The 19801-nt window shown below is 37.8% G+C and carries 21 protein-coding genes; 10 read left to right on the forward strand and 11 right to left on the reverse strand.

What is annotated here, in order from left to right; genetic code table 11:
- Positions 1-40: 40 nt before the first annotated feature.
- A complete protein-coding gene (locus tag ABXZ36_RS14925) occupies positions 41-1135 on the forward strand; it encodes a Nif3-like dinuclear metal center hexameric protein (protein WP_354616479.1) in 1095 nt (364 codons plus the stop codon).
- Positions 1136-1138: 3 nt separating this feature from the next.
- Complete coding sequence (locus ABXZ36_RS14930; RefSeq protein WP_354616480.1) at positions 1139-1918, forward strand: zinc ribbon domain-containing protein; 780 nt, start codon at positions 1139-1141, stop codon at positions 1916-1918.
- Positions 1919-1986: 68 nt separating this feature from the next.
- Here ABXZ36_RS14930 and ABXZ36_RS14935 read toward each other — a convergent pair whose 3' ends face one another.
- Positions 1987-3327: an FAD-dependent oxidoreductase gene (locus ABXZ36_RS14935; RefSeq protein ID WP_354616481.1), complete on the reverse strand. Its 1341-nt coding sequence runs from the start codon at positions 3325-3327 to the stop codon at positions 1987-1989.
- A 160-nt stretch (positions 3328-3487) separates the two neighbouring features.
- Here ABXZ36_RS14935 and ABXZ36_RS14940 point away from each other — a divergent pair, with 160 nt between their 5' ends.
- Genes ABXZ36_RS14940 through ABXZ36_RS14955 form a run of 4 tightly spaced genes read left to right on the forward strand, consistent with a single transcriptional unit; the run spans position 3488 to position 7149 of the window.
- On the forward strand, positions 3488-4132 hold the full coding sequence (locus tag ABXZ36_RS14940) for a flavin reductase family protein (protein ID WP_354616482.1): 645 nt from the start codon (positions 3488-3490) through the stop codon (positions 4130-4132).
- Positions 4122-4256, forward strand: coding sequence for a DUF2256 domain-containing protein (locus ABXZ36_RS14945; RefSeq protein ID WP_354616483.1), 135 nt, complete (start codon positions 4122-4124; stop codon positions 4254-4256). The genes ABXZ36_RS14940 and ABXZ36_RS14945 overlap by 11 nt, the downstream gene beginning before the upstream one ends.
- A 36-nt stretch (positions 4257-4292) precedes the next feature.
- On the forward strand, positions 4293-5594 hold the full coding sequence (locus tag ABXZ36_RS14950) for a DASH family cryptochrome (protein WP_354616484.1): 1302 nt from the start codon (positions 4293-4295) through the stop codon (positions 5592-5594).
- A 22-nt stretch (positions 5595-5616) separates the two neighbouring features.
- Positions 5617-7149 (forward strand): cryptochrome/photolyase family protein, encoded by a 1533-nt coding sequence (locus ABXZ36_RS14955; protein ID WP_354616485.1) that lies wholly within the window; start codon positions 5617-5619, stop codon positions 7147-7149.
- Positions 7150-7299: 150 nt separating this feature from the next.
- Here ABXZ36_RS14955 and ABXZ36_RS14960 read toward each other — a convergent pair whose 3' ends face one another.
- Positions 7300-7848 (reverse strand): ClpP family protease, encoded by a 549-nt coding sequence (locus ABXZ36_RS14960; protein WP_354616486.1) that lies wholly within the window; start codon positions 7846-7848, stop codon positions 7300-7302.
- 121 nt (positions 7849-7969) lie between these two features.
- On the opposite strand from ABXZ36_RS14960, the gene ABXZ36_RS14965 reads away from it, so the two are divergent.
- On the forward strand, positions 7970-8650 hold the full coding sequence (locus tag ABXZ36_RS14965) for a hypothetical protein (RefSeq protein ID WP_354616487.1): 681 nt from the start codon (positions 7970-7972) through the stop codon (positions 8648-8650).
- Between the two features lie 6 nt (positions 8651-8656).
- On the opposite strand, the gene ABXZ36_RS14970 is transcribed toward ABXZ36_RS14965, so the two are convergent.
- The 3 genes from ABXZ36_RS14970 to ABXZ36_RS14980 form a co-directional block, all read right to left on the reverse strand.
- Positions 8657-9802, reverse strand: coding sequence for an MFS transporter (locus ABXZ36_RS14970; RefSeq protein WP_354616488.1), 1146 nt, complete (start codon positions 9800-9802; stop codon positions 8657-8659).
- 32 nt (positions 9803-9834) lie between these two features.
- On the reverse strand, positions 9835-11103 hold the full coding sequence (gene kynU / locus ABXZ36_RS14975) for a kynureninase (RefSeq protein WP_354616489.1): 1269 nt from the start codon (positions 11101-11103) through the stop codon (positions 9835-9837).
- Positions 11104-11177: 74 nt separating this feature from the next.
- Positions 11178-11645: a GNAT family N-acetyltransferase gene (locus ABXZ36_RS14980; RefSeq protein ID WP_354616490.1), complete on the reverse strand. Its 468-nt coding sequence runs from the start codon at positions 11643-11645 to the stop codon at positions 11178-11180.
- Positions 11646-11730: 85 nt separating this feature from the next.
- Here ABXZ36_RS14980 and ABXZ36_RS14985 point away from each other — a divergent pair, with 85 nt between their 5' ends.
- Complete coding sequence (locus tag ABXZ36_RS14985; protein WP_354616491.1) at positions 11731-12372, forward strand: O-methyltransferase; 642 nt, start codon at positions 11731-11733, stop codon at positions 12370-12372.
- On the opposite strand, the gene ABXZ36_RS14990 is transcribed toward ABXZ36_RS14985, so the two are convergent.
- The 6 genes from ABXZ36_RS14990 to ABXZ36_RS15015 all read right to left on the reverse strand — a co-directional run bounded on the left by ABXZ36_RS14990 (position 12335) and on the right by ABXZ36_RS15015 (position 17854).
- A complete protein-coding gene (locus ABXZ36_RS14990; protein WP_354616492.1) occupies positions 12335-12910 on the reverse strand; it encodes a phosphatase PAP2 family protein in 576 nt (191 codons plus the stop codon). The two genes, ABXZ36_RS14985 and ABXZ36_RS14990, sit on opposite strands and share 38 nt — an antisense overlap.
- 8 nt (positions 12911-12918) lie before the next feature.
- Positions 12919-13200: a Sec-independent protein translocase subunit TatA/TatB gene (locus ABXZ36_RS14995; RefSeq protein ID WP_354616493.1), complete on the reverse strand. Its 282-nt coding sequence runs from the start codon at positions 13198-13200 to the stop codon at positions 12919-12921.
- A 184-nt stretch (positions 13201-13384) separates the two neighbouring features.
- Entirely contained in the window at positions 13385-15694 is a 2310-nt protein-coding gene (locus ABXZ36_RS15000) for a M1 family metallopeptidase (RefSeq protein WP_354616494.1), read from the reverse strand.
- 59 nt (positions 15695-15753) lie between these two features.
- A complete protein-coding gene (locus ABXZ36_RS15005; protein ID WP_354616495.1) occupies positions 15754-16302 on the reverse strand; it encodes a DUF6702 family protein in 549 nt (182 codons plus the stop codon).
- A 30-nt stretch (positions 16303-16332) separates the two neighbouring features.
- Positions 16333-17079 carry a BamP family beta-assembly machinery protein gene (locus tag ABXZ36_RS15010; protein ID WP_354616496.1) on the reverse strand — a complete coding sequence of 249 codons (747 nt, stop codon included), beginning with the start codon at positions 17077-17079 and terminating at the stop codon, positions 16333-16335.
- A 22-nt stretch (positions 17080-17101) separates the two neighbouring features.
- Positions 17102-17854: a BamP family beta-assembly machinery protein gene (locus ABXZ36_RS15015; protein ID WP_354616497.1), complete on the reverse strand. Its 753-nt coding sequence runs from the start codon at positions 17852-17854 to the stop codon at positions 17102-17104.
- A gap of 193 nt (positions 17855-18047) precedes the next feature.
- Between ABXZ36_RS15015 and pepE the strand changes: the two genes are divergently transcribed.
- Together pepE and ABXZ36_RS15025 are read left to right on the forward strand one after the other, a co-directional pair.
- Positions 18048-18740 (forward strand): dipeptidase PepE, encoded by a 693-nt coding sequence (pepE, locus tag ABXZ36_RS15020; RefSeq protein WP_354616498.1) that lies wholly within the window; start codon positions 18048-18050, stop codon positions 18738-18740.
- Between the two features lie 127 nt (positions 18741-18867).
- On the forward strand, positions 18868-19801 hold a 934-nt coding region (locus ABXZ36_RS15025; RefSeq protein WP_435602601.1), incomplete at its 3' end, for a phage tail-like protein.

Below are 19801 nucleotides of genomic sequence, written 5' to 3' on the forward strand. Positions count from 1 at the left end.
AATATAATATTTTATCTTTGAAGGGCTATAAAATTCAAAAATGATCGTAAACGAAGTTACAAGAATACTTGAGGAATTGGCTCCTTTGGCCTATGCAGAAGATTTTGACAATGTAGGGTTGCTCATAGGGGATAAAAAAATGGAGGTAACTGGCATTTTAGTAACCTTGGACACCCTGGAAAATGTCGTGGACGAGGCCATTGAAAAAAAATGCAATCTCATTGTGAGCTTTCATCCGATTATTTTTAGCGGATTGAAAAAAATTACGGGTAAAAACTATGTGGAACGCGTAGTGCTCAAGTGCATCAAAAATGATGTAGCGCTATATAGTATGCATACCGCTTTGGACAATGCACCAATTGGTGTCAATGCTAAAATATGTGAGGTTTTAGGAGTAAAAAATCCAAAAATTTTAATCCCCCAAAAAGGGACCATTAAAAAATTGACAACCTACGTACCCAAAGCCAATGCACAAGAACTTAAAGAAGCTCTTTTTTCAGCAGGAGCAGGAAATATTGGCAATTACAGCAATTGTAGCTTTTCCGTTAATGGAACAGGTAGTTACATGGCCGGACCAACTGCGATTCCAACCATAGGGGAACTTGGAAAGGTCCATTACGAAGAAGAGACACAGATTAGCGTTACCTATTCCAAAGGAAATCAGGCCAATATCATCAATGCCCTATTACAAACGCATCCGTATGAGGAAGTTGCCTACGAAATACAGACTTTAGAAAACAAAAATCAGCACATAGGCATTGGAATGGTAGGAACTCTTGAAACACCTATGAGAGAAGAAGATTTCATGCAATGGGTAAAAGAACAAATGAATGTTTCCTGCATACGACACTCCAATCTATTAGCCAAAAAGATCAGAAAAGTTGCTGTCTTAGGCGGCAGTGGTTCTTTTGCCATATCTGCTGCCAAAGGGGCAAAAGCCGATATTTTTATTACTGCTGACCTAAAATATCATCAATTTTACGAGGCCGAGAACAAAATAGTACTTGCTGATATTGGACATTTTGAAACAGAGCAGTTTACAAAAAATCTATTAGTAGACTATCTTACAAAAAAAATTCCTAATTTTGCAATCTCTTTATCGGAGAGTATAACAAATCCCATCAAGTATTATTAACATATGGCAACAAAAACAGAAGCAACAGCAGAAGAAAAATTAAGAGCATTATATGATTTGCAATTAATTGATTCTAGAGTTGACGAGATACGAAGTGTTCGTGGAGAATTACCCTTGGAAGTAGAGGATTTAGAAGATGAGGTACTTGGCCTTAAAACAAGATTGGATAAGTTAAAAACTGATGTTGAAACTGTCAATTATGAGATAACTGCCAAAAAGAACCTTATTGACGAATCTAAAGTTTTGGTAAAGAAATATACTGAACAACAAAAGAACGTTAGGAACAGTAGGGAGTTTAACTCATTAACAAAAGAAGTTGAATTTCAAGAATTGGAAGTTCAGTTGGCTGAAAAGAACATCAAGGAATTTAAGGTCCAAATAGAGCAGAAAAAAGAGGTAATTGCCCAAACTAAAGAACGTTTATCAGAAAGAGATGCCCATCTAAAACACAAGAAAAGTGAATTAGACACTATCTTGGCAGAAACTGAAAAGGAAGAAAAGGCATTGATTAAGAAATCTGCTGAATATGAATCGCAAATTGAAGAGCGTTTGGTGCAAGCCTACAAACGTATCCGCAACAATGTTAAAAATGGACTTGCCGTTGTTCCAATTGAAAGGGGAGCTTCTGGAGGTTCTTTCTTTACCATTCCTCCGCAAGTGCAGGTAGAAATTGCTTCACGCAAAAAAATCATTACAGATGAGCACAGCGGAAGAATCTTGGTAGATCCTATTTTAGCTGAGGAAGAACAAGAAAAAATGAAAAAAATGTTCTCCAAATTATAAGGAGAGTTACCTAAATATAAAAAGCCAGCTTTATAAAGCTGGCTTTTTATATTTCTACCGAAATTGATTTAGAGTAATTTTAATATGCGTTGCTCTACCTCTTCGCTATCCCATTTTTCTTCAATCTTGGGCATCTGCATTATTTGTTTCATAATTTCTTCCTGAGCGTCTCCAATGGCCAAGGCTTCAGCATAGGACCCATCTGAAAAGGTCACTCTTGAATAGCTGGGTATCCATTTTTTAGGATGTTTTTCTGAGAATCGGCGTTCGATCTTTTTTTGCAATAGAAATTTAGGGTCTGCCGTCTTACTGCTCATTTCCATAAAATTACGATAACTCAATTCGGCAATAGCATCTGCATTGGGCTTTCTTAATTCTTGATAGGCCTGGAATGCAGCACTCCAATCATCACCGCTATTATCAAGTAAATCACAGAGCACGTAAATATCTTCAAAGCCAGCATTCATTCCCTGCCCGTAAAAGGGTACTATAGCATGTGCTGAATCGCCCACTAGAGCTACTTTGTCCCAATAGGTCCAAGGATAGCATTTTGTGGTCACCATGGCGCTGGTAGGATTGCTAAAAAAGTCATGGGTGAGGTTTTCAATGTCTTGCATCACATTGGGAAAATAAGTAGTGAAGAAATGTTTCGCGTCCTCTTTTGTTTTAATGCTTTCAAATGAAACCTCTCCTTCAAAAGGTAAAAATAACGTGCAAGTAAAACTGCCGTCCAAATTTGGCATTGCTATTAACATGAACTTGCCTCGTGGCCAAATATGAAAGGAGTACTTGTCTAATTTATGTGTACCATCTATATTGGCAGGTATGGTAAGTTCCTTATATCCAACATCTATAAACTCCTGAGAATAATCAAAACGACTTCGGCGTTGCATTTTATGCCTTACCCTGGAGAAAGCACCATCACAACCAAAAATAACGTCATAGGAATATTCTTCCCAGAATCCTTTCTCTGTCTCTCCAGTAAAAATTTTGGCACTGGATAGATCTACATCCCATACCTTCTCCTCAAATCGGAATTCAACTCCAGCTTCTTCGGCTAAATCAATCATTCTTCTATTCAGAACTCCTCTGGAAATAGACCATATGGCCTCTCCGTCTATACCATATTTCTGAAAGTAGAGTGGTTGTCCCACAACATGCATTGCTCTTTTGTCTAAAGGAATTGCAATCTTCTTAACCTCATCTTCTATTCCTACTTTCCTTAAGGACTTCCATCCCCTATTGCTCATTGCCAAGTTAATGGAACGGCCGGAAAATTGTATGTTTCTAATATCTGGCCTACGATCAAATACCGTAATAGAATGCCCTGCCTTTCTTAAATAAAGCGCCAATAAAGAACCAACTAGTCCTGAACCAACGATCGCAATGTTTTTAGGAGTTTTTGCCATGTTCGCCCCAAAGGGGAAATAATGTTAAGTTGTAAAAATACTAAATTTAAAAAACACAACTCTTAGTTAGCATAGTATATCATATAGATTTAAATACCAATCATCCTACATATGCATTTTTGTTTAATTTATCATTACATTTGTTCAACATAAAAATAGTATGATTCATTATTCCGAAGAACAGCTTGCATTATTAAATTCCAGGTTTAGGGCTAACCTAATCACTAGTTGTACAGGTTATAAATCATCCAATCTTTTAGCCACAAAATCTAAGGAAGGAACAACAAACGTGGCTATTTTTAATTCAGTAGTGCATATAGGTAGTAATCCGCCAATGCTAGGGTTTATTCTGCGACCTTTAACGGTAAAAAGAAACACCTATGACAATTTTAAGGATTCTGGGTACTTTACTGTAAATCAAATACATAAAGATATCATTAAAAATGCACATGATACCTCTGCAAAATATGAAAGTGATGTTTCCGAGTTTAGCAAAACAAATCTGACTGAAGAATATATGAATGAATTTCAAGCCCCCTTTGTTAAGGAGAGCCATATAAAATTGGGGTGCAGGTACATCAACGAATACGAGATAAAAGAAAATGGTTGTCTTCTTATCATCGGAGAAGTTTTGGATGTATATGTACCTGAAGATATTGTTCACGAAGATGGCTGGGTACAATTGGATAAAGCCGATACCGCTGCAATCATTGGCTTAGATGGGTATGCACTACCACAACTCTTAGATCGATTTTCATATGCCAAGCCAGATCAAAAATCATATTCCTTAATCTATGGCTCATAAGAAGTCAAATTTACCCAGTAAAATTTGCGTTACATGCGGTCTTCCTTTTACGTGGCGGAAAAAATGGGAGAAAAACTGGGAAGAAGTAAAATATTGCAGTGAGCGTTGTCGCCGAAATAAATAATTAAAATCTTTAACACCCCACAATACCTTGCCTTTAATGAACAATTTAGTCTGGTTTAGAAATGATCTAAGAATTTACGATAACCAGTCTTTGTCTAAAGCCTGTGCAGTCAAAGACCACAAAGTCATTGGTTTGTATTGTTTTGATCCCAGACATTTTGACTTTGGCCCTTTTGGATTTAAAAAGACAGAAAAGTTTAGGGCTAAATTTTTATTGGAGTCAGTTTTTGATCTTAAAAAGAACCTAGAAAAGCTCAATATTCCTTTATTTGTTTATCAGCAGCGACCAGAAGATATTATACCTTCCATGACCAGCCAATTTAAAATAGATAACATCTTCCTTCAAAAGGAATGGACCTCGGAAGAAAACGAAGTGCTTTCTGCTGTAACCTCCAAATTATCACCTACAATTCCTTTGGAAGAAAGTTATGACCAATTTCTATTTCATCCAGAGGATATCCCTTATGACCACTTTAAAAATATTCCTGAGGTATTTACCGCTTTTCGTAAAAAGTGCGAGAAATACGCCAAAATAAGCCCTTGTGCCCCTATACCACAACCTAGATCATCTGAAGACGTATTAAGAAATACCACATTGCTCCCATCCCTTAAAGATTTGGGATTTCAGGAATTTACATTAGACACGAGATCTGCCTTTCCTTTTGAGGGCGGAGAAACACAAGCACTAAAACGCATACACAATTATTTTTGGGAAACTAAAAACTTGGCTATCTACAAGAAAACAAGAAATGGACTTGTGGGTGAAGCATACAGCTCAAAATTATCGGCTTGGTTGGCTAATGGAAGTATTTCACCGAGAACGATCTATTGGGAGATAAAACGTTTTGAACAGGAAATTAAAAAAAACCAAGACACCTATTGGCTCATCTTTGAACTCATTTGGCGCGATTATTTCAAATATGTTTCCCTAAAGCACGGAAATAAAATTTTTAAAATAGAAGGTATCCTAAATAAACATTACCAATGGGGAACGGACAAAGAACTGAGAAAGCAATGGGTTTCAGGAAGCACTAAATATCCTTTTGTCAATGCCAACATGCACGAATTGGCATTCACCGGGTGGATGAGTAATCGCGGCAGACAAAATGTTGCCAGTTTTTGGTCTAAAGAAGTATGCCAAGATTGGCGTATTGGAGCAGCCTATTTTGAAAGTATATTGATTGATTATGATGTACATAGCAATTGGGGCAATTGGATGTACAATAGCGGAGTGGGCAATGATCCAAGAGATCGAAAATTCAATATTGGTAGACAAGCCGAAATGTATGACCCATCAGGAAAATTTCAAAAATTATGGCTACAGGAAACCTTATTTTAATAGTACAATTTAATACGGAAGGATGAAGATATTACGATTGATCTTAGGGGACCAGTTGAACTTAAAGCATTCATGGTTTAATAAAGTGGACCCAAACATAACCTACCTAATGGCCGAGATGCGGCAAGAAACAGATTATGTTACCCACCATATCCAAAAAGTCGTGGCCTTTTTTCAGTCTATGAGGGAATTCTCTGAGGATTTAAAAGAAAAAGGACATCAGGTATACTATTTTAATATTAACGATTCTAATAACCTCCAGGCATTGGATAAAATTATCCAATGGCAAATAGATGCTATTAATGCAAACAAATTTGAATACCAATGTCCAGATGAGTACCGATTAGACCTACAATTAGTGGGTATTTGTAAAGGTCTTTCTATAACTACGGAGGCTTTTGAAAGTGAACATTTTTACACTTCCCGTTATGAACTAAAGGATTTTTTTGAAGGCAAAAAGCAATTGATCATGGAATCCTTTTACCGAATGATGCGTAAGAAGCATGACATTATGATGGTGAACGGACAGCCTGACGGGGGGAAATGGAACTTCGACCAGAGCAATCGAAAAAAATGGAAAGGAGATCCCAAAATACCTCATGAAAGGGGTTTTAAAAAAGATGTAAATGCTTTGGTAGATGAAATTAAGACCTCTGGAATAAAAACCATTGGTACCATAGCACCCGATAGTTTTAATTGGCCCACTTCTAGGGCTGATTCTCTTTCTGTTCTAACCTACTTCTGTAAAAATCTATTAATTCATTTTGGGGATTACCAAGATGCCCTGCATACAGATGAATATTACCTTTTCCACTCCAGGCTTTCCTTTGCCATGAATAGTAAGATGGTCTCGCCCAAAGAGGTTATTGATATGGTTTTAGAGCATTATTACGACCACAGCGACCAAATCCATATTTCCCAAGTGGAAGGATTCGTAAGGCAAATTCTAGGGTGGCGGGAATATATGCGCGGTATCTATTGGAAAGAAATGCCTCAATACAAAAAAAAGAACGAGTTGGATAACCACAACAAACTGCCAGAATTCTATTGGACAGGAGAAACAAAAATGAATTGTTTGCAACACGCCATAAAACAAAGTTTGGACACTTCCTACGCCCATCATATTCAGCGGCTAATGATCACTGGTAATTATGCACTTCTCACACAAACGCATCCTGATGAAGTGGATGCCTGGTATTTAGGAATTTATATGGATGCCATAGAATGGGTGCAAATCACCAATACTAGGGGTATGAGTCAGTTTGCAGATGGCGGTATCGTGGCAACAAAACCCTACGTAAGCAGCGCTAATTACATCAACAAAATGAGTAATTATTGTTCCGATTGCCACTATAGCCACACTAAAAAAACAGGAGCGGATGCCTGCCCGTTCAATGCCCTATACTGGAATTTCTTAGATGAAAAGAAAGAACATTTTAAAAATAACCAGCGAATGGGAATGATGTTAAATCTTTTAAATAAAAAAGATAAAACTGAAATGAAGGAATTAAAGGAAAGAGCACAGCAAATAATTGAGTATCCGGAAAAATTCTAAAGACATTGCACTCCTAATTTTTACATTCTATCATCCAAGAGTAAAGGTTAAAACGTATCTATCTTGATTTTTCCGCTCAGGCGTTTATATATAGAAAAAGTCCTTCCCAATAAATTGGAAAGGACTTTTCACTTTTTATGGTCGTTTGAATTATTTTATAATTCCGTCAACTATGCCGTATTCCATTGATTCTTCTGCGTTCATCCAGAAATCCCTGTCAAAATCTTTCATTACCTTTTCAAATTTCTGACCACAATTATCAGCTAAAATATGAGCACTAAGCTCACGTGTCTTTATTATTTCACGAGCTTGAATTTCTATATTAGAAGCTTGGCCCCTTGCACCACCACTTGGTTGGTGAATCATTACCTGTGCATGTGGCTGAATAAAACGTCTCCCTTTTTTTCCTGCCGATAATAAAATAGAACCCATGGAAGCAGCTAATCCAGAGCAAACAGTAGAAACCGGACTTTTCAAAGATTTAATGGTATCATATATAGCAAAACCAGAAGTGACATATCCACCCGGACTATTGATGACCAATTGTATTTCTTTATTATTCTCTAAATCCAAATATAACAGACGGTCAATTACATGTTTTGCAGAATTGTCATCTACCATTCCCCACAAAAACACTTTTCTTTCGTCTAGTAATTTTTCGTCTATAGCTTCTTGTATCTTACCTTTTTTTGAACTCATTGTTAGTTTTCTTTATTGCTCCCAAAAATAATCAATTTCTTGGGATTTGTTATCTTAAGAAACGTAGTGATTTCTCAAATATATACCTAAAAGAATTTATATTTGTGAAAAGTTAAATTTTATGAAAAAATATACCTTCCTTTTTATCCTGGCTACTGTACTCATCGTAAGCTGCAAGTCCGATAAAAAAAACGAAAAAGAAACTGAAGTAGCTGAACTAACTGTTTTAGAAAAAATCGCAAACGCCCATGGCTTTGAGAAATGGAACAATTTAAAAGAACTTGAATTTACATTTAATGTGGATAGGGATACAACCCATTATGAGCGTTCTTGGATCTGGAATACGAAAACCAACAATGTTACGGCCATCAGTGCTATGGATACTCTTTCTTACAATAGAAAAAGTGTAGATAGCCTATCTATGAAAACAGATGGTGGCTTTATAAACGATAAATACTGGTTATTGGCCCCTTATAATTTGGTTTGGGACAAAGACAATTTTACTTATGACCAGACTACTGAGGCAATTGCGCCAATTAGCAATGCTCCAATGCAAAAATTAACTATTATTTATGGCAATGAAGGTGGATACACCCCAGGGGATGCCTATGATTTTTATTTTGGAGATGACTATGTCATCAAAGAATGGGTGTTTAGAAAAGGAAATACACCTGAACCATCTACTATGACCACTTGGGAGGATTATATGGATGTAGATGGGCTAAAAATAGCTAGGATGCACCAAAACAAGGATGGGAGCTTTAAACTTTATTTTACAAATATTAAGGCTGTTACCAGGTAGAAAAACTCACTTCTTTTTTCTTAAGCCAAATGTTGCAAGAAGGACTATAACACAACATCCTAACAGCGTCATAAAACTTAATCTTAACGAAGAGGCTTCCGCTAAATAACCAAGAATTACAGGACCCAAAAGGAATCCAGAAATTCCCGTACCGGCAATAAAGGCAACACCCTGGGATGTTTTAACGCCCTTGATGTTGCCTCCAATTCGGAAAAGTTCTGGAACAATTGCGGAAAAGCCAAATCCAATAAAGGCGAAACCTATTATTGCCAAATACATATTAGTGGTCAATACCATAAAATATCCTAGTATAGCCACAAAGGCGCCAAGGCCCACAATTTTTACAGAACCTATTTTAGCACTAATGCTATCTCCCAAAAACCGACCTAAAGTCATTGTTATGGAGAATGCCAAAAAGCCAGCACCTATTAAGGATACGGGTGCATTACTTATTTCCTGTAAAAAAATACCACTCCAATCTACAATAGCGCCTTCACTTCCCATGATCACAAAGGAAACAATACCTATTAAAAGCAAAGGCCTAAAATTATTCAATTTAAAGGGTTCCTTTTCTATAGGCGGAGAAATAATATGGAAGTAATTTTTATAGAAGAATAAATTGATACCAAGTACCAATAGAATAGCTAGGACGATGTGCAGCACGGGATTGTCCAAAAACAATATCATAAAACTACCCAGCCCAGCTAATACGCCACCAAGACTAAAAAACCCATGGGCAGCTGACATGAAATTCTGACCATCCGCCTTTTCAATCTCGGTCACCAAGGTGTTCATAGAAATATCCAAAAATCCATTAGCCGCGCCGTATAAAAAGAGGCCTCCCAACAAAACGTAATAGTTGGGAGCTAAAAAAGGAAGTAGGGCCGCTACACTTATTAAGAGGACCCCATACCAAGTTGCCTTCCCTACCCCTACCGTATTTATGATTTTGGAAGCTAAGGGAAAAATAGTAAAGTTTCCCAACGAAAGAAAAAATAGCGCAAACCCCAAGCTAGCCTTATCAATACCCAAATCTCCCTTTACCTGTGGAATATAAATGGCCCATGTTCCAAAAAGGATGTTTAGACTAGCAAAGGCCCACGAAGGGGCAAAATATCTTGGATTGGATAATATTAGCCGTAAGGATTTCATGAATTACAGAGTATTGACCGGCCAAAAATACTTTATTTCTTTAATACACCCGACTTTAAAATTTGTCCAAACCTGTACATATCCTCGTAGGAGCAATAAAATGGTGCTGGAGCCAATCGTATTACATTGGGTTCACGCCAATCTGTAATCACCCCATTTTTCATTAAATAATCAAATAAGGGTCGCCCCTCTCCATGCAAGAATACCGATAATTGACAGCCTCGTTCCTTAGGGGTAATAATTTCGAAGGTGCTATCTACCTCCTTATCGATCTCCTGAAGTACAAATTCAAGATAGGCCGTAATCTTGTTACGTTTTTCTATAAGGGCATCCATGCCCACCTCTTCGAAGAGCTCCAAACAGGCCAAATATGGGGCAACGGACAAAATAGGAGCATTGCTCAATTGCCATGCATCTGCGTTTTCCATGGGCTCAAATTCTGGCTTCATCAAAAAACGGGTATCCCTTTTGGTTCCCCACCACCCTTCGAATCTTGGAATATCCTTACGATTCAAGTAGCGCTCATTCACAAATACCCCAGAAGCATTCCCTGGGCCACTGTTCATATATTTATAACTACACCAGGAGGCAAAATCCACATCCCAATCGTGTAATTGTAACTCTACATTACCCGCAGCATGAGCTAAATCCCATCCCACGAAGGCACCTTGTGCCCTACCGGCTTTGGTAATGGTTTCCATATCGAACACCTGTCCATTATAGTAATTGACACCTCCAATAAGCACTAAGGCCAACTCATCACCTACTTCCTCTATAGTTTTTAAAACATCCTCTGTCCTCCAAAAATGCTCCCCATCCCTCTTCTTTATTTCTACTATAGCGTCATTGCTGTCGAATCCATGAAAACGAACTTGACTCTGCAGCATATATTGATCTGAAGGGAATGCCTTTTCCTCACAGATGATCTTATACCTTTTTTTCGTAGGCCTATAAAAAGAAACCATTAATAAATGAAGGTTTACGGTAAGCGTATTCATTACGGTTACTTCTTCTGGTTTTGCACCCACTACCCTTGCTAAAGGGGCAGCCAAACGTTCGTGGTAATCCCACCAAGGCTTGTCTGCATAAAAATGCCCTTCCACAGCCATCTCTTTCCAATCGGTCATTACCTCATCCACAAATTTTTGCGTCCGTTTAGGCTGAAGTCCCAAGGAGTTTCCTGTAAAATATATGACCTGCTTCCCGTTTACCTTTGGGAAATGAAATTCGTCACGATACTTACGCAGCTTGTCTTCTGCATCCAATTGTTGAGCGTATTCGAGGGTATTTTCAAATTGCATAGGGTAGTTTTTTGGTAAAAATACAATATCAGAAAGGAACTAATTCTTAATATTTAGGTAAGATTTAGTTCGTGTTATTGGGTGTTCAATCTCATTTCTATAATATGCTTTTTAAATCCGACCCTTTCGTATGCCTTGATGGCCGGAATATTATCATCATAGACCGTCAACCTAATTTCTTTCATTCCTTTTGCAGCAGCCCATTTTTTTAATTCATCAACAACCAATTTATTGACCCCTCGCCCTCGAAACTGGGGATGCGTATACATAAAGCCCAAATAGGCGTACTCCTTATGATCCAAATAAGGCCTGGCTGTCTTAATTAACGCATATCCTGACGCAATTACAGTCCCATTATTGGCCTCAACTACGACCACCTCTACATCCTCTGAAAGTATATATTCCCGCAAGTCGTAATACGTGATAGGGTCCTCCTTAATAGTAGGGTCAAAAGGACGTTCTGCCACTATAATGCCTTGTTCGAACTCTAATAATATCTCCAAATCATCAATTGTAGCCTTTCTACATGTAAAATTCTCCATCTTCCTTTAATTTTTAGGATATTAATCAATAGTGAGTGCCGTCCAAAAATAGTATAATATTCCATAATTTTGCAAAAACGTATTCATGCATTTCTTATCCCCTTTATTAGAAAATTATATTGCCGACCATTCTGAACCGGAGCCATTGGTACTTCAGGAACTTACCAGGGAAACGCATCTTAAAGTGATACAGCCCAGAATGATTACCGGACATTTTCAAGGGAGGGTATTAAGCATGCTCTCCAAGATTATTTATCCTAAGAACATCCTTGAAATAGGTACATATACAGGCTATTCCGCCATATGTCTTGCCGAGGGCATGCAAAAAACAGGAACGCTGCACACCATTGATGTGAACGAGGAATTAGAGGGTGTTCAACGCAAGTATTTTGACAGGAGTGGTTATGGGTCTCAAATCATACAACATGTGGGAGATGCTCTAAATGTAATCCCCACTTTAAATGTAGTCTTCGACCTAGTTTTCATTGATGCGGGAAAAACGAGTTACGACGCCTATTTTGAAAGTGCCCTTTTAAAAACGAGGCCTGGAAGCATCATACTTTCCGATAATGTACTTTGGTCTGGGAAAGTTATAGAACCTTTGCAGCCTAATGATAAAGCAACAAAAGTGTTATTAGATTACAATAGAAAACTAAAGGAAGATCCTAGAGTAGAAACTGTACTGCTCCCTATAAGGGACGGGTTGACGCTAAGTAGGGTATTATAAATCTGCGGTGCAGTTTGTAAAACAATAAGGCCGAAAGAATCCCGACTATTGCTCCTACTATAATATCAATAGGGTAATGAACCCCTAAATATATTCTACTGGTAGCGAACAAAAGGGGCCATACAAAAAAGACCCATGCCCAATTATATTTTGGCCTAAGGAAAAGAAAAACTAGTGTGGTTATGGAAAAAGAACTGGAAGCATGCCCGGAGAAAAAACTATAACTACTAGGACTTCTTAAAATACGAATAATTGTTTTGATTTCCTCATTATTATTAGGCCTTAACCTTGCTACAAATTCCTTTGTAAGATCTGTGATTCCTAAAATAAAACCTACTAAAATAAAAACAGTAAAGGTCATTAATAAAGCCTCCTTTTTAGGATACTTAATCCATATCAAAATAAAGAACAGAATAAATAATGGGATCCAAGTAGTTATATTGGTAACCGTAGACCAAAACACGTCGTACTCTTCAATCCCTAGACTATTTAGGTAAATGAAGGTATTTCGGTCCCATTCCGCGATTTTTTCAAGCATGCACTAACTTACTTTCTCTTAATAACACCGGTTACATCATCCACGCTGTCCTTTACCTTATCAATCTCCTTTTTGATATCCTTAGTAAAGCTAGTGTCTATGCCCTGCTTATCGGCTGTTTTATAAATTTCTTGTTTAATATCTTCAGTTGCATCCTTCAATTGACGCATACCTTTACCCAGACCTCTAGCGATATCCGGAATTTTATCAGCACCAAATACCATTACCACAATGAACATGATAAAAAATATCTCGGCACCGCTTATGAACAACAATACATTTGCATACATACAACAAATATAATGAGAAGTTTGGCAGTTGAATAAAAAAGGCTGCCAATTTATTTAAAAATTATTTTGACATTCCAAGGCAAGAATGCCCTGATATTAATTTGGTAATTCTATTGATTTCTAACATAAAAAAAGCCCCAACCACCACTAAAGGCAATTGGGGCTTTATTTATACAATCTACTATTATTCTCCTTTGATATTTTCTTTAAACTGGTCAAAGTCTGACTTCTCATCCTTTTTAGGCCAAGAATTATTGGTTGTATCTATATCAGCAGTCTCTGCTTTAGGATCTACCATAATGCCTACCAATTCTTTTTGGGTAGCCATTACCCTTTTCACCTCTTTATCACTTTTTCTCCAAATTTCTGGAGGATAGGTGATATTTTCCTTGGTACCATCTGCATAAGTGTATTCCACAATTAACGGCATTGGTATTCCTCCTGGTTTATTAAAAGTAATCTCATAGAAATACTTAGGCTGTTTAACGGCAGCTCTTTCAACAGCCGTCATATTATCCATCATGTATTCATTTAAAGTCTTAGAGTTTTCTGAAGGCGCTTTTCCTTTTAGGTCTGCATTAAAGTCCTCACTTTCCTCATCAGCCAAATAAACCAACGGTGGCAAGTCTGCTTCCGTTACATTTCTTTCGGCCATATACTCCTGCATCTTCTTGGTTGGCTTATTGGACACAAAGTACTTTTTAACCTCTTTTACTCCTATATCTACGTAATCAGTAGTATAGAACCATCCTCTCCAAAACCAATCCAGATCTACTGCAGAAGCATCTTCCATGGTTCGGAAGAAATCTTCAGGGGTCGGATGTTTAAACATCCAACGGTGAGAATATGTTTTAAAAGCATGATCAAACAAATCCCTACCCATTACAGTCTCTCTAAGGATGTTTAACGCTGTAGCTGGTTTTCCATAAGCATTGTTCCCTAATTGGTATACATTTTCTGGATTCTCCATAATAGGAGAAATGGTGCTTTGATCTCCACTCATGTAAGGAACAATCTTGGAAGGGTCGCCCCTTCTTGAAGGGTATTTAGCATTAGGTGCAATATCATCTGGAAAGGCTTCCCCAAATTCTTGTTCAGCCATATATTGCATAAAGGTATCTAAACCTTCATCCATCCATCCCCATTGACGCTCATCGGAATTTACGATCATCGGAAAAAAGTTGTGTCCAACCTCATGGATGATCACACTGATCATTCCGTATTTCACTCGGTCAGAGATATTTCCATTCTCATCTGGTCTTCCGTAGTTCCAGCAGATCATTGGATATTCCATCCCTTGATTTTTAGCGTGTACAGAAATCGCTTTGTGATATGGATAATCAAACGTATGTGCAGAGTACGATCTTAGGGTATGTGCCACAGCTTTAGTAGACAGGTCTTCCCAAAGTGGATTCCCTTCTTTTGGGTACATAGATACCGCCATAACGTCTCTAGCGCCAAATTTTACCGCTTGCATGTCCCAAATAAACTTACGGGAAGTAGCAAAGGCAAAATCCCTTACATTTTGGGCTTTTAACTTCCAGGTCTTGGTCTTCTCAGAAAAGCCTTTTTCTGCAGCTTCTGCTTCTGCTTGGGTTACTATGATCACAGGCTTGTCATACGATTTTTTAGCTTTCTCAAAACGATCCATCATCTCTTTAGAAAAAACGTCTTTTCTGTTTTGAAGTTCTCCTGTACCATCTAAAATATGGTCTGCAGGAACCGTAATGTTCACCTCATAATCTCCAAAGGTCAGTGCAAACTCTCCACTGCCCCAGAATTGATGGTTCTGCCATCCTTCTACATCACTGTAAACAGCCATTCTTGGAAAGAATTGAGCAATCACATAGGCTCTATTTCCATCTTCAGGGAAATACTCATAACCAGATCTTGCTCTGCTTACAGTATGATCTGGGATATTGTACCACCATTTAATTGAAAAAGAAACTTGTGCCTTACTTTTTAATGACTGCGGTAGATCTACACGCATCATCGTTTGGTTAATGGTATATGGCAACTCTTTACCAGAGGCGTCTTTTACATATTCAATATTGAAACCCCCATCGAAATTCCCTGTCATATACTTTTGAACGAAACCTTCCGTAGGCTCCGCCAAAGGAACTCCATCCCCATCCTTTAAGAGGGATTTAGAATCCTTTGTCCTTACGTTTTGATCCAATTGAAGCCAAAGGAATTCTAAGTCGTCAGGAGAATTGTTAATATAGGTAATGGTTTCCGTACCATAAATTTTGGTGTTTTTGTCATCCAACAAAATATCCATCTTATAATTGGCCTGCTGCTGGTAATAGTCAGGTCCCGGAGCCCCGGATGCAGACCTATAGGTGTTGGGAGTGGCAAACTCTTGGTACATTTGCCTAAATTTACTTTGGGCCGTATGCCCTTGTTCCCGTTCTACCTTCACTTCTTCCTGTGCGGATACAACTGCCGCAAACAAGAATAAAAGAGAAGCAAAACAATACTTTAGTTTGTTCATTTTCTTAAGATTTTTAGTCGTGGGAAATTACCTCTTTTTTAAGAAATCGTTTGAAGAAGTTATAATTTTAACATTCCTTTATCACTATCCTTCATCAAAACAAAACTCTTCTTTTTACCATTCATTTTAAAATGCAAGACATTTTGCTGCTCTTCGTAGATATCGGTAAGCACTTCATTTTCTAATTCTATGGTCTTTATTTTGGATAATTTAATCTTAGGAACTTCTAGATAAATGATCATAATATCATTATCATATTTCTTACCCAAGAACTTGTATTCCATTAGCTTACCGTCTATTCTAATAAAAATTTTGGACCTAATGTATTTCTCAATATAGGTGTCTGCAGTTTCTGTTTCAAGGGGCGTTGCAAGGTTAGGATGCACTCCATAACGCTCTTCTAGGACGTCCTCAAAATCATCAATAAATATCCTAGAGGTAATTTGAACGGCTTCATCCTTTTCCGAATATTGGACATTGGTAACACTCAAATAAAATTTATGCCCTGCGGTAAATGCACACAACGGTAATAGTAACAACAATAATCCCTTCTTTAAACCTTTCATCTTCATTTCCAATTTCTTATAAGTAAGCAATTTATGTGCCAAAGCTTTTTAGCTAACGCCACCACCCTTCTATTATTCCAAGTCGTTATTTTCCCTATACACAACACTTTTCTTTCTGAAAAAACTCCAAATTTTTAATTTATCATGTGTATCCACAAGACCGCTAAATGCCTCATCTGCTTCACAAAAATACATGAAATCATCTATTTTGGTGATCGGAATCTTTAGATCTTGTGCATAAATAGAATCTGCATAAAAGGCCCTAACCCGTTCTGTTCTGGCATATTTTTCTTCTATTGCCAATCGTTTCTTCAACATTTTTGTGCGTCCAGATATCCCATTTAAAATAGGGTTTAAGGGAATAAATCCACCTCCAGAGGTGGCCTCATTTAATATCCTTTCGGTCTGGGTCATGGGGATTACATAGGCATTGGGCAGCCCTAAGGTAGATGCCGTGACCACGGGCTCTGTTTTCAGAGTTTCTAAATCTTTAGTAATATCCCCAGACAGGTTATAGGGCCTTACTACCACCTCATCTAGCTCTGTTAACGCATCTTCCATAGTTATAAAAATACTTTTGCTCTCTAAAATGGACCGGGTGACCACTACTTCCTTCTTCTTGAATTGTACCGCAGAAAAAACCAAGGTGTCATTTAAGTTTACCCCTATTTTAAAAAACCCTTCTACACTGGTTATGGTGGCCCTGTCTGTGGTAATATTTATTACATGGGTAGCCGCCACATCTCCACTTTGATTTATAACGCGGCCTTCCAATTCCTTGGAAAAAAAAGTTTGTGCTCCCACGGAAACACCCATCATTATGAAACTTAGTAAAACGACCTTATTTTTCAGTGCCCCGCTCTTTTAAATACAATTTACTGTACGTCACTAAAAAGTCGATCAACTGAAACTCGTTGTCTTTTTTTAGTAAGGACTGGGCAGGAATTTTGTCGTCACAATAAATTAAGAAATTATCAATTTGATCCTGGGGTAAATTTAGGTCTTCCACAAAAAAGCGGTCATCGTACACCTGTCTCATCACATCGCTTAATTTTAAAGCTGGCCTATCTACAGCCTCCTCTTTGTTGTTTGACTTAGTCAATGCCTTAAAGATATTGACAAAATTTAATCCATTCTGCATTCCTCGATCTTGTTGGGATAGGGCAATATTTTCTACCTCCGTGGAACGGTCTATTTCGTAATCGTATTGCTTTTGAAGACCTTCATTCTGCATTTGAAGAAATTTCTCTTGGTTTTCAGGACTCACCACCACCTCGTCCAATTCGGTCACCTTCTCGTTTACCTCAACCACCAACCTATTATTCTCTATCATTTCTTGGGTGACCTTCAATAATAACATCTTGTAATTCACGGCGGTAAAAACCAGCTCGTCCCCCACCTTAACTCTGATTCCAAATTCTCCATCATTATTGGTGATTGTAGCAAATTCGGAAGTAGTATTGATCACGTTTTCATTGACCACATTTGAGTTCCTATACAATACCTTTCCCCTTAAAAGGATGCGATCATCCTCCTGTGCATTTGATATTCCGAAGCCAAGTAAAAGAAGAGCAAGTACAAATAGATTTTTCATAATAAAATTTTAACATCAAATATCGGCCTTTTGAACATAAATACAACGAATACTGTCCTACTTAAAGTTACGAAAAAAAAAGAATGGTGTATTCCCATATTTCCATGGTTAAAGAAAATGCAAGTTGTGATCAAAAAAAATATATCCCCATTAAACTTTTGTTAATTTGTAATTCTATTGTTAATCAGAAATCATGAAAAAGCTACTATTAGCAAGCACCTCTACCCTATTTGGGGAAACCTATTTATCCTATCTGACTAAAAATTTGGAAGTATTCTTCAAGGATGTAGATACCATAACCTTTGTTCCCTATGCCCGGCCTGGTGGTATTAGCCATGATGCTTACACCGCTGTGGTAATAAAAGCATTTTCTAAACTGAACAAAAAAGTAGTGGGCCTGCACTCTTTTTCCGATCCCAAGGTTGGGATAGAAAAGGCTGAAGCTATTTTTACTGGAGGAGGAAACACCTTCTTATTGACAAAACAACTCCATGAACAAGATCTAATAAAGGTGATTAGAGAAAAAGTGGAAAATGGCATCCCCTATATGGGTGCTAGTGCGGGTAGCAATATAGCCGGACCATCCATGCAAACCACGAATGATATGCCTATTGTTTATCCACCTAGTTTTGAAACTTTGGGTTTGGTCAATTTTAATTTAAACCCACATTATATGGACCCTAATCCAAATGGACGACATAATGGGGAAAGTAGGGAAGTCAGGATCAAAGAATTCCATCAATTCAACACCACGCCAGTTGTGGGTCTCAGGGAAGGTGATTTTATTTGGGCAGAAAATGGAAAGCTCCTTTTAAAAGGCAAGGGTACGGCCCGTATTTTTGAAGTGGGAAAAGTCCCTTATGAATCCGAAAATATTCCGTTTTAAGTCCTTTCATCGGATAAGTTTTCCGTTAAACCACTAGTACGCGTATTTTGGCTTTTTAATTTATCTAGATGGGCATATAGTCTTATTTTTGTTTTCTCCTATTTTTTAGGATAAAACCCTTTATGTAATGAAATTAAAAGTTGTCTTTCTATTATTTAGCCTTGCGATTGGAACCTTGGCTAACGGACAGATAAAAATTGGTGACCAGCCCCAAAACATAGACCCCGCGTCTGTTTTGGAATTACAAAGCACCGCTAGGGCACTGGTCTTAACAAGGGTAAACAACACCCAAATGAACGCTATTACCCCTTTACAAGGGGCCTTGATCTACAATACGGAGACCAAATGTGTTCATTATTATGACGGAGGCCAATGGTTGAATATTTGTGATGCTCTTACCAATAGCGTTAATATTAGCATGGTGGACAATGGAGATGGGTCTTATACGTTTACGGACGCCGTGGGAGTTGAAACGATCATAACTACGACTACCAACACTACTTTTGAAGTGGCCAATGACAGCTTGGTATTGACCGATAGCAATAATAACGCTCTAAGTGTGGCCTTGGATTCTTTGAACAGGCATACCTACAGTACGGATGCTATAGTGAATGTTTTTACGATTAATAATACCACCGTGACTAATGACAGCACCATTGTAATCAGAAGAACGGGGAACAATTATAATTTTGAAGTAGGGGAAATTACGGGATCTAATATCCAGGATAGAAGTATTAGAAATGTAGATATAGGACCTACTTCCATTAATGGGAATTTCCATATACAAGACAGAACTATCCCCCCTATAAAATTTATAGGAGGTCTTAACGGTCAAATTCTTCAAACACAGCCGTTTGGATCGCAAAATACAGAAACAGCAGTTTGGGTCTCTAAAAACGGACTCTTCACTTCCGCCGAAATTAGTTATAACCCGGTAGATTCAGGATTGGCGGCTACCAATGTGAAATTGGCGATAGATGAAATAAGTGCAGCGAATAGCAATGTTAATCTTATTGATAATGGAAATGGGACTTATACCTTTACAAGGTCAAATGGAACTA

The sequence above is a fragment of the Sediminicola arcticus genome (assembly GCF_040566695.1).
GTDB lineage: Bacteria > Bacteroidota > Bacteroidia > Flavobacteriales > Flavobacteriaceae > Sediminicola > Sediminicola arcticus.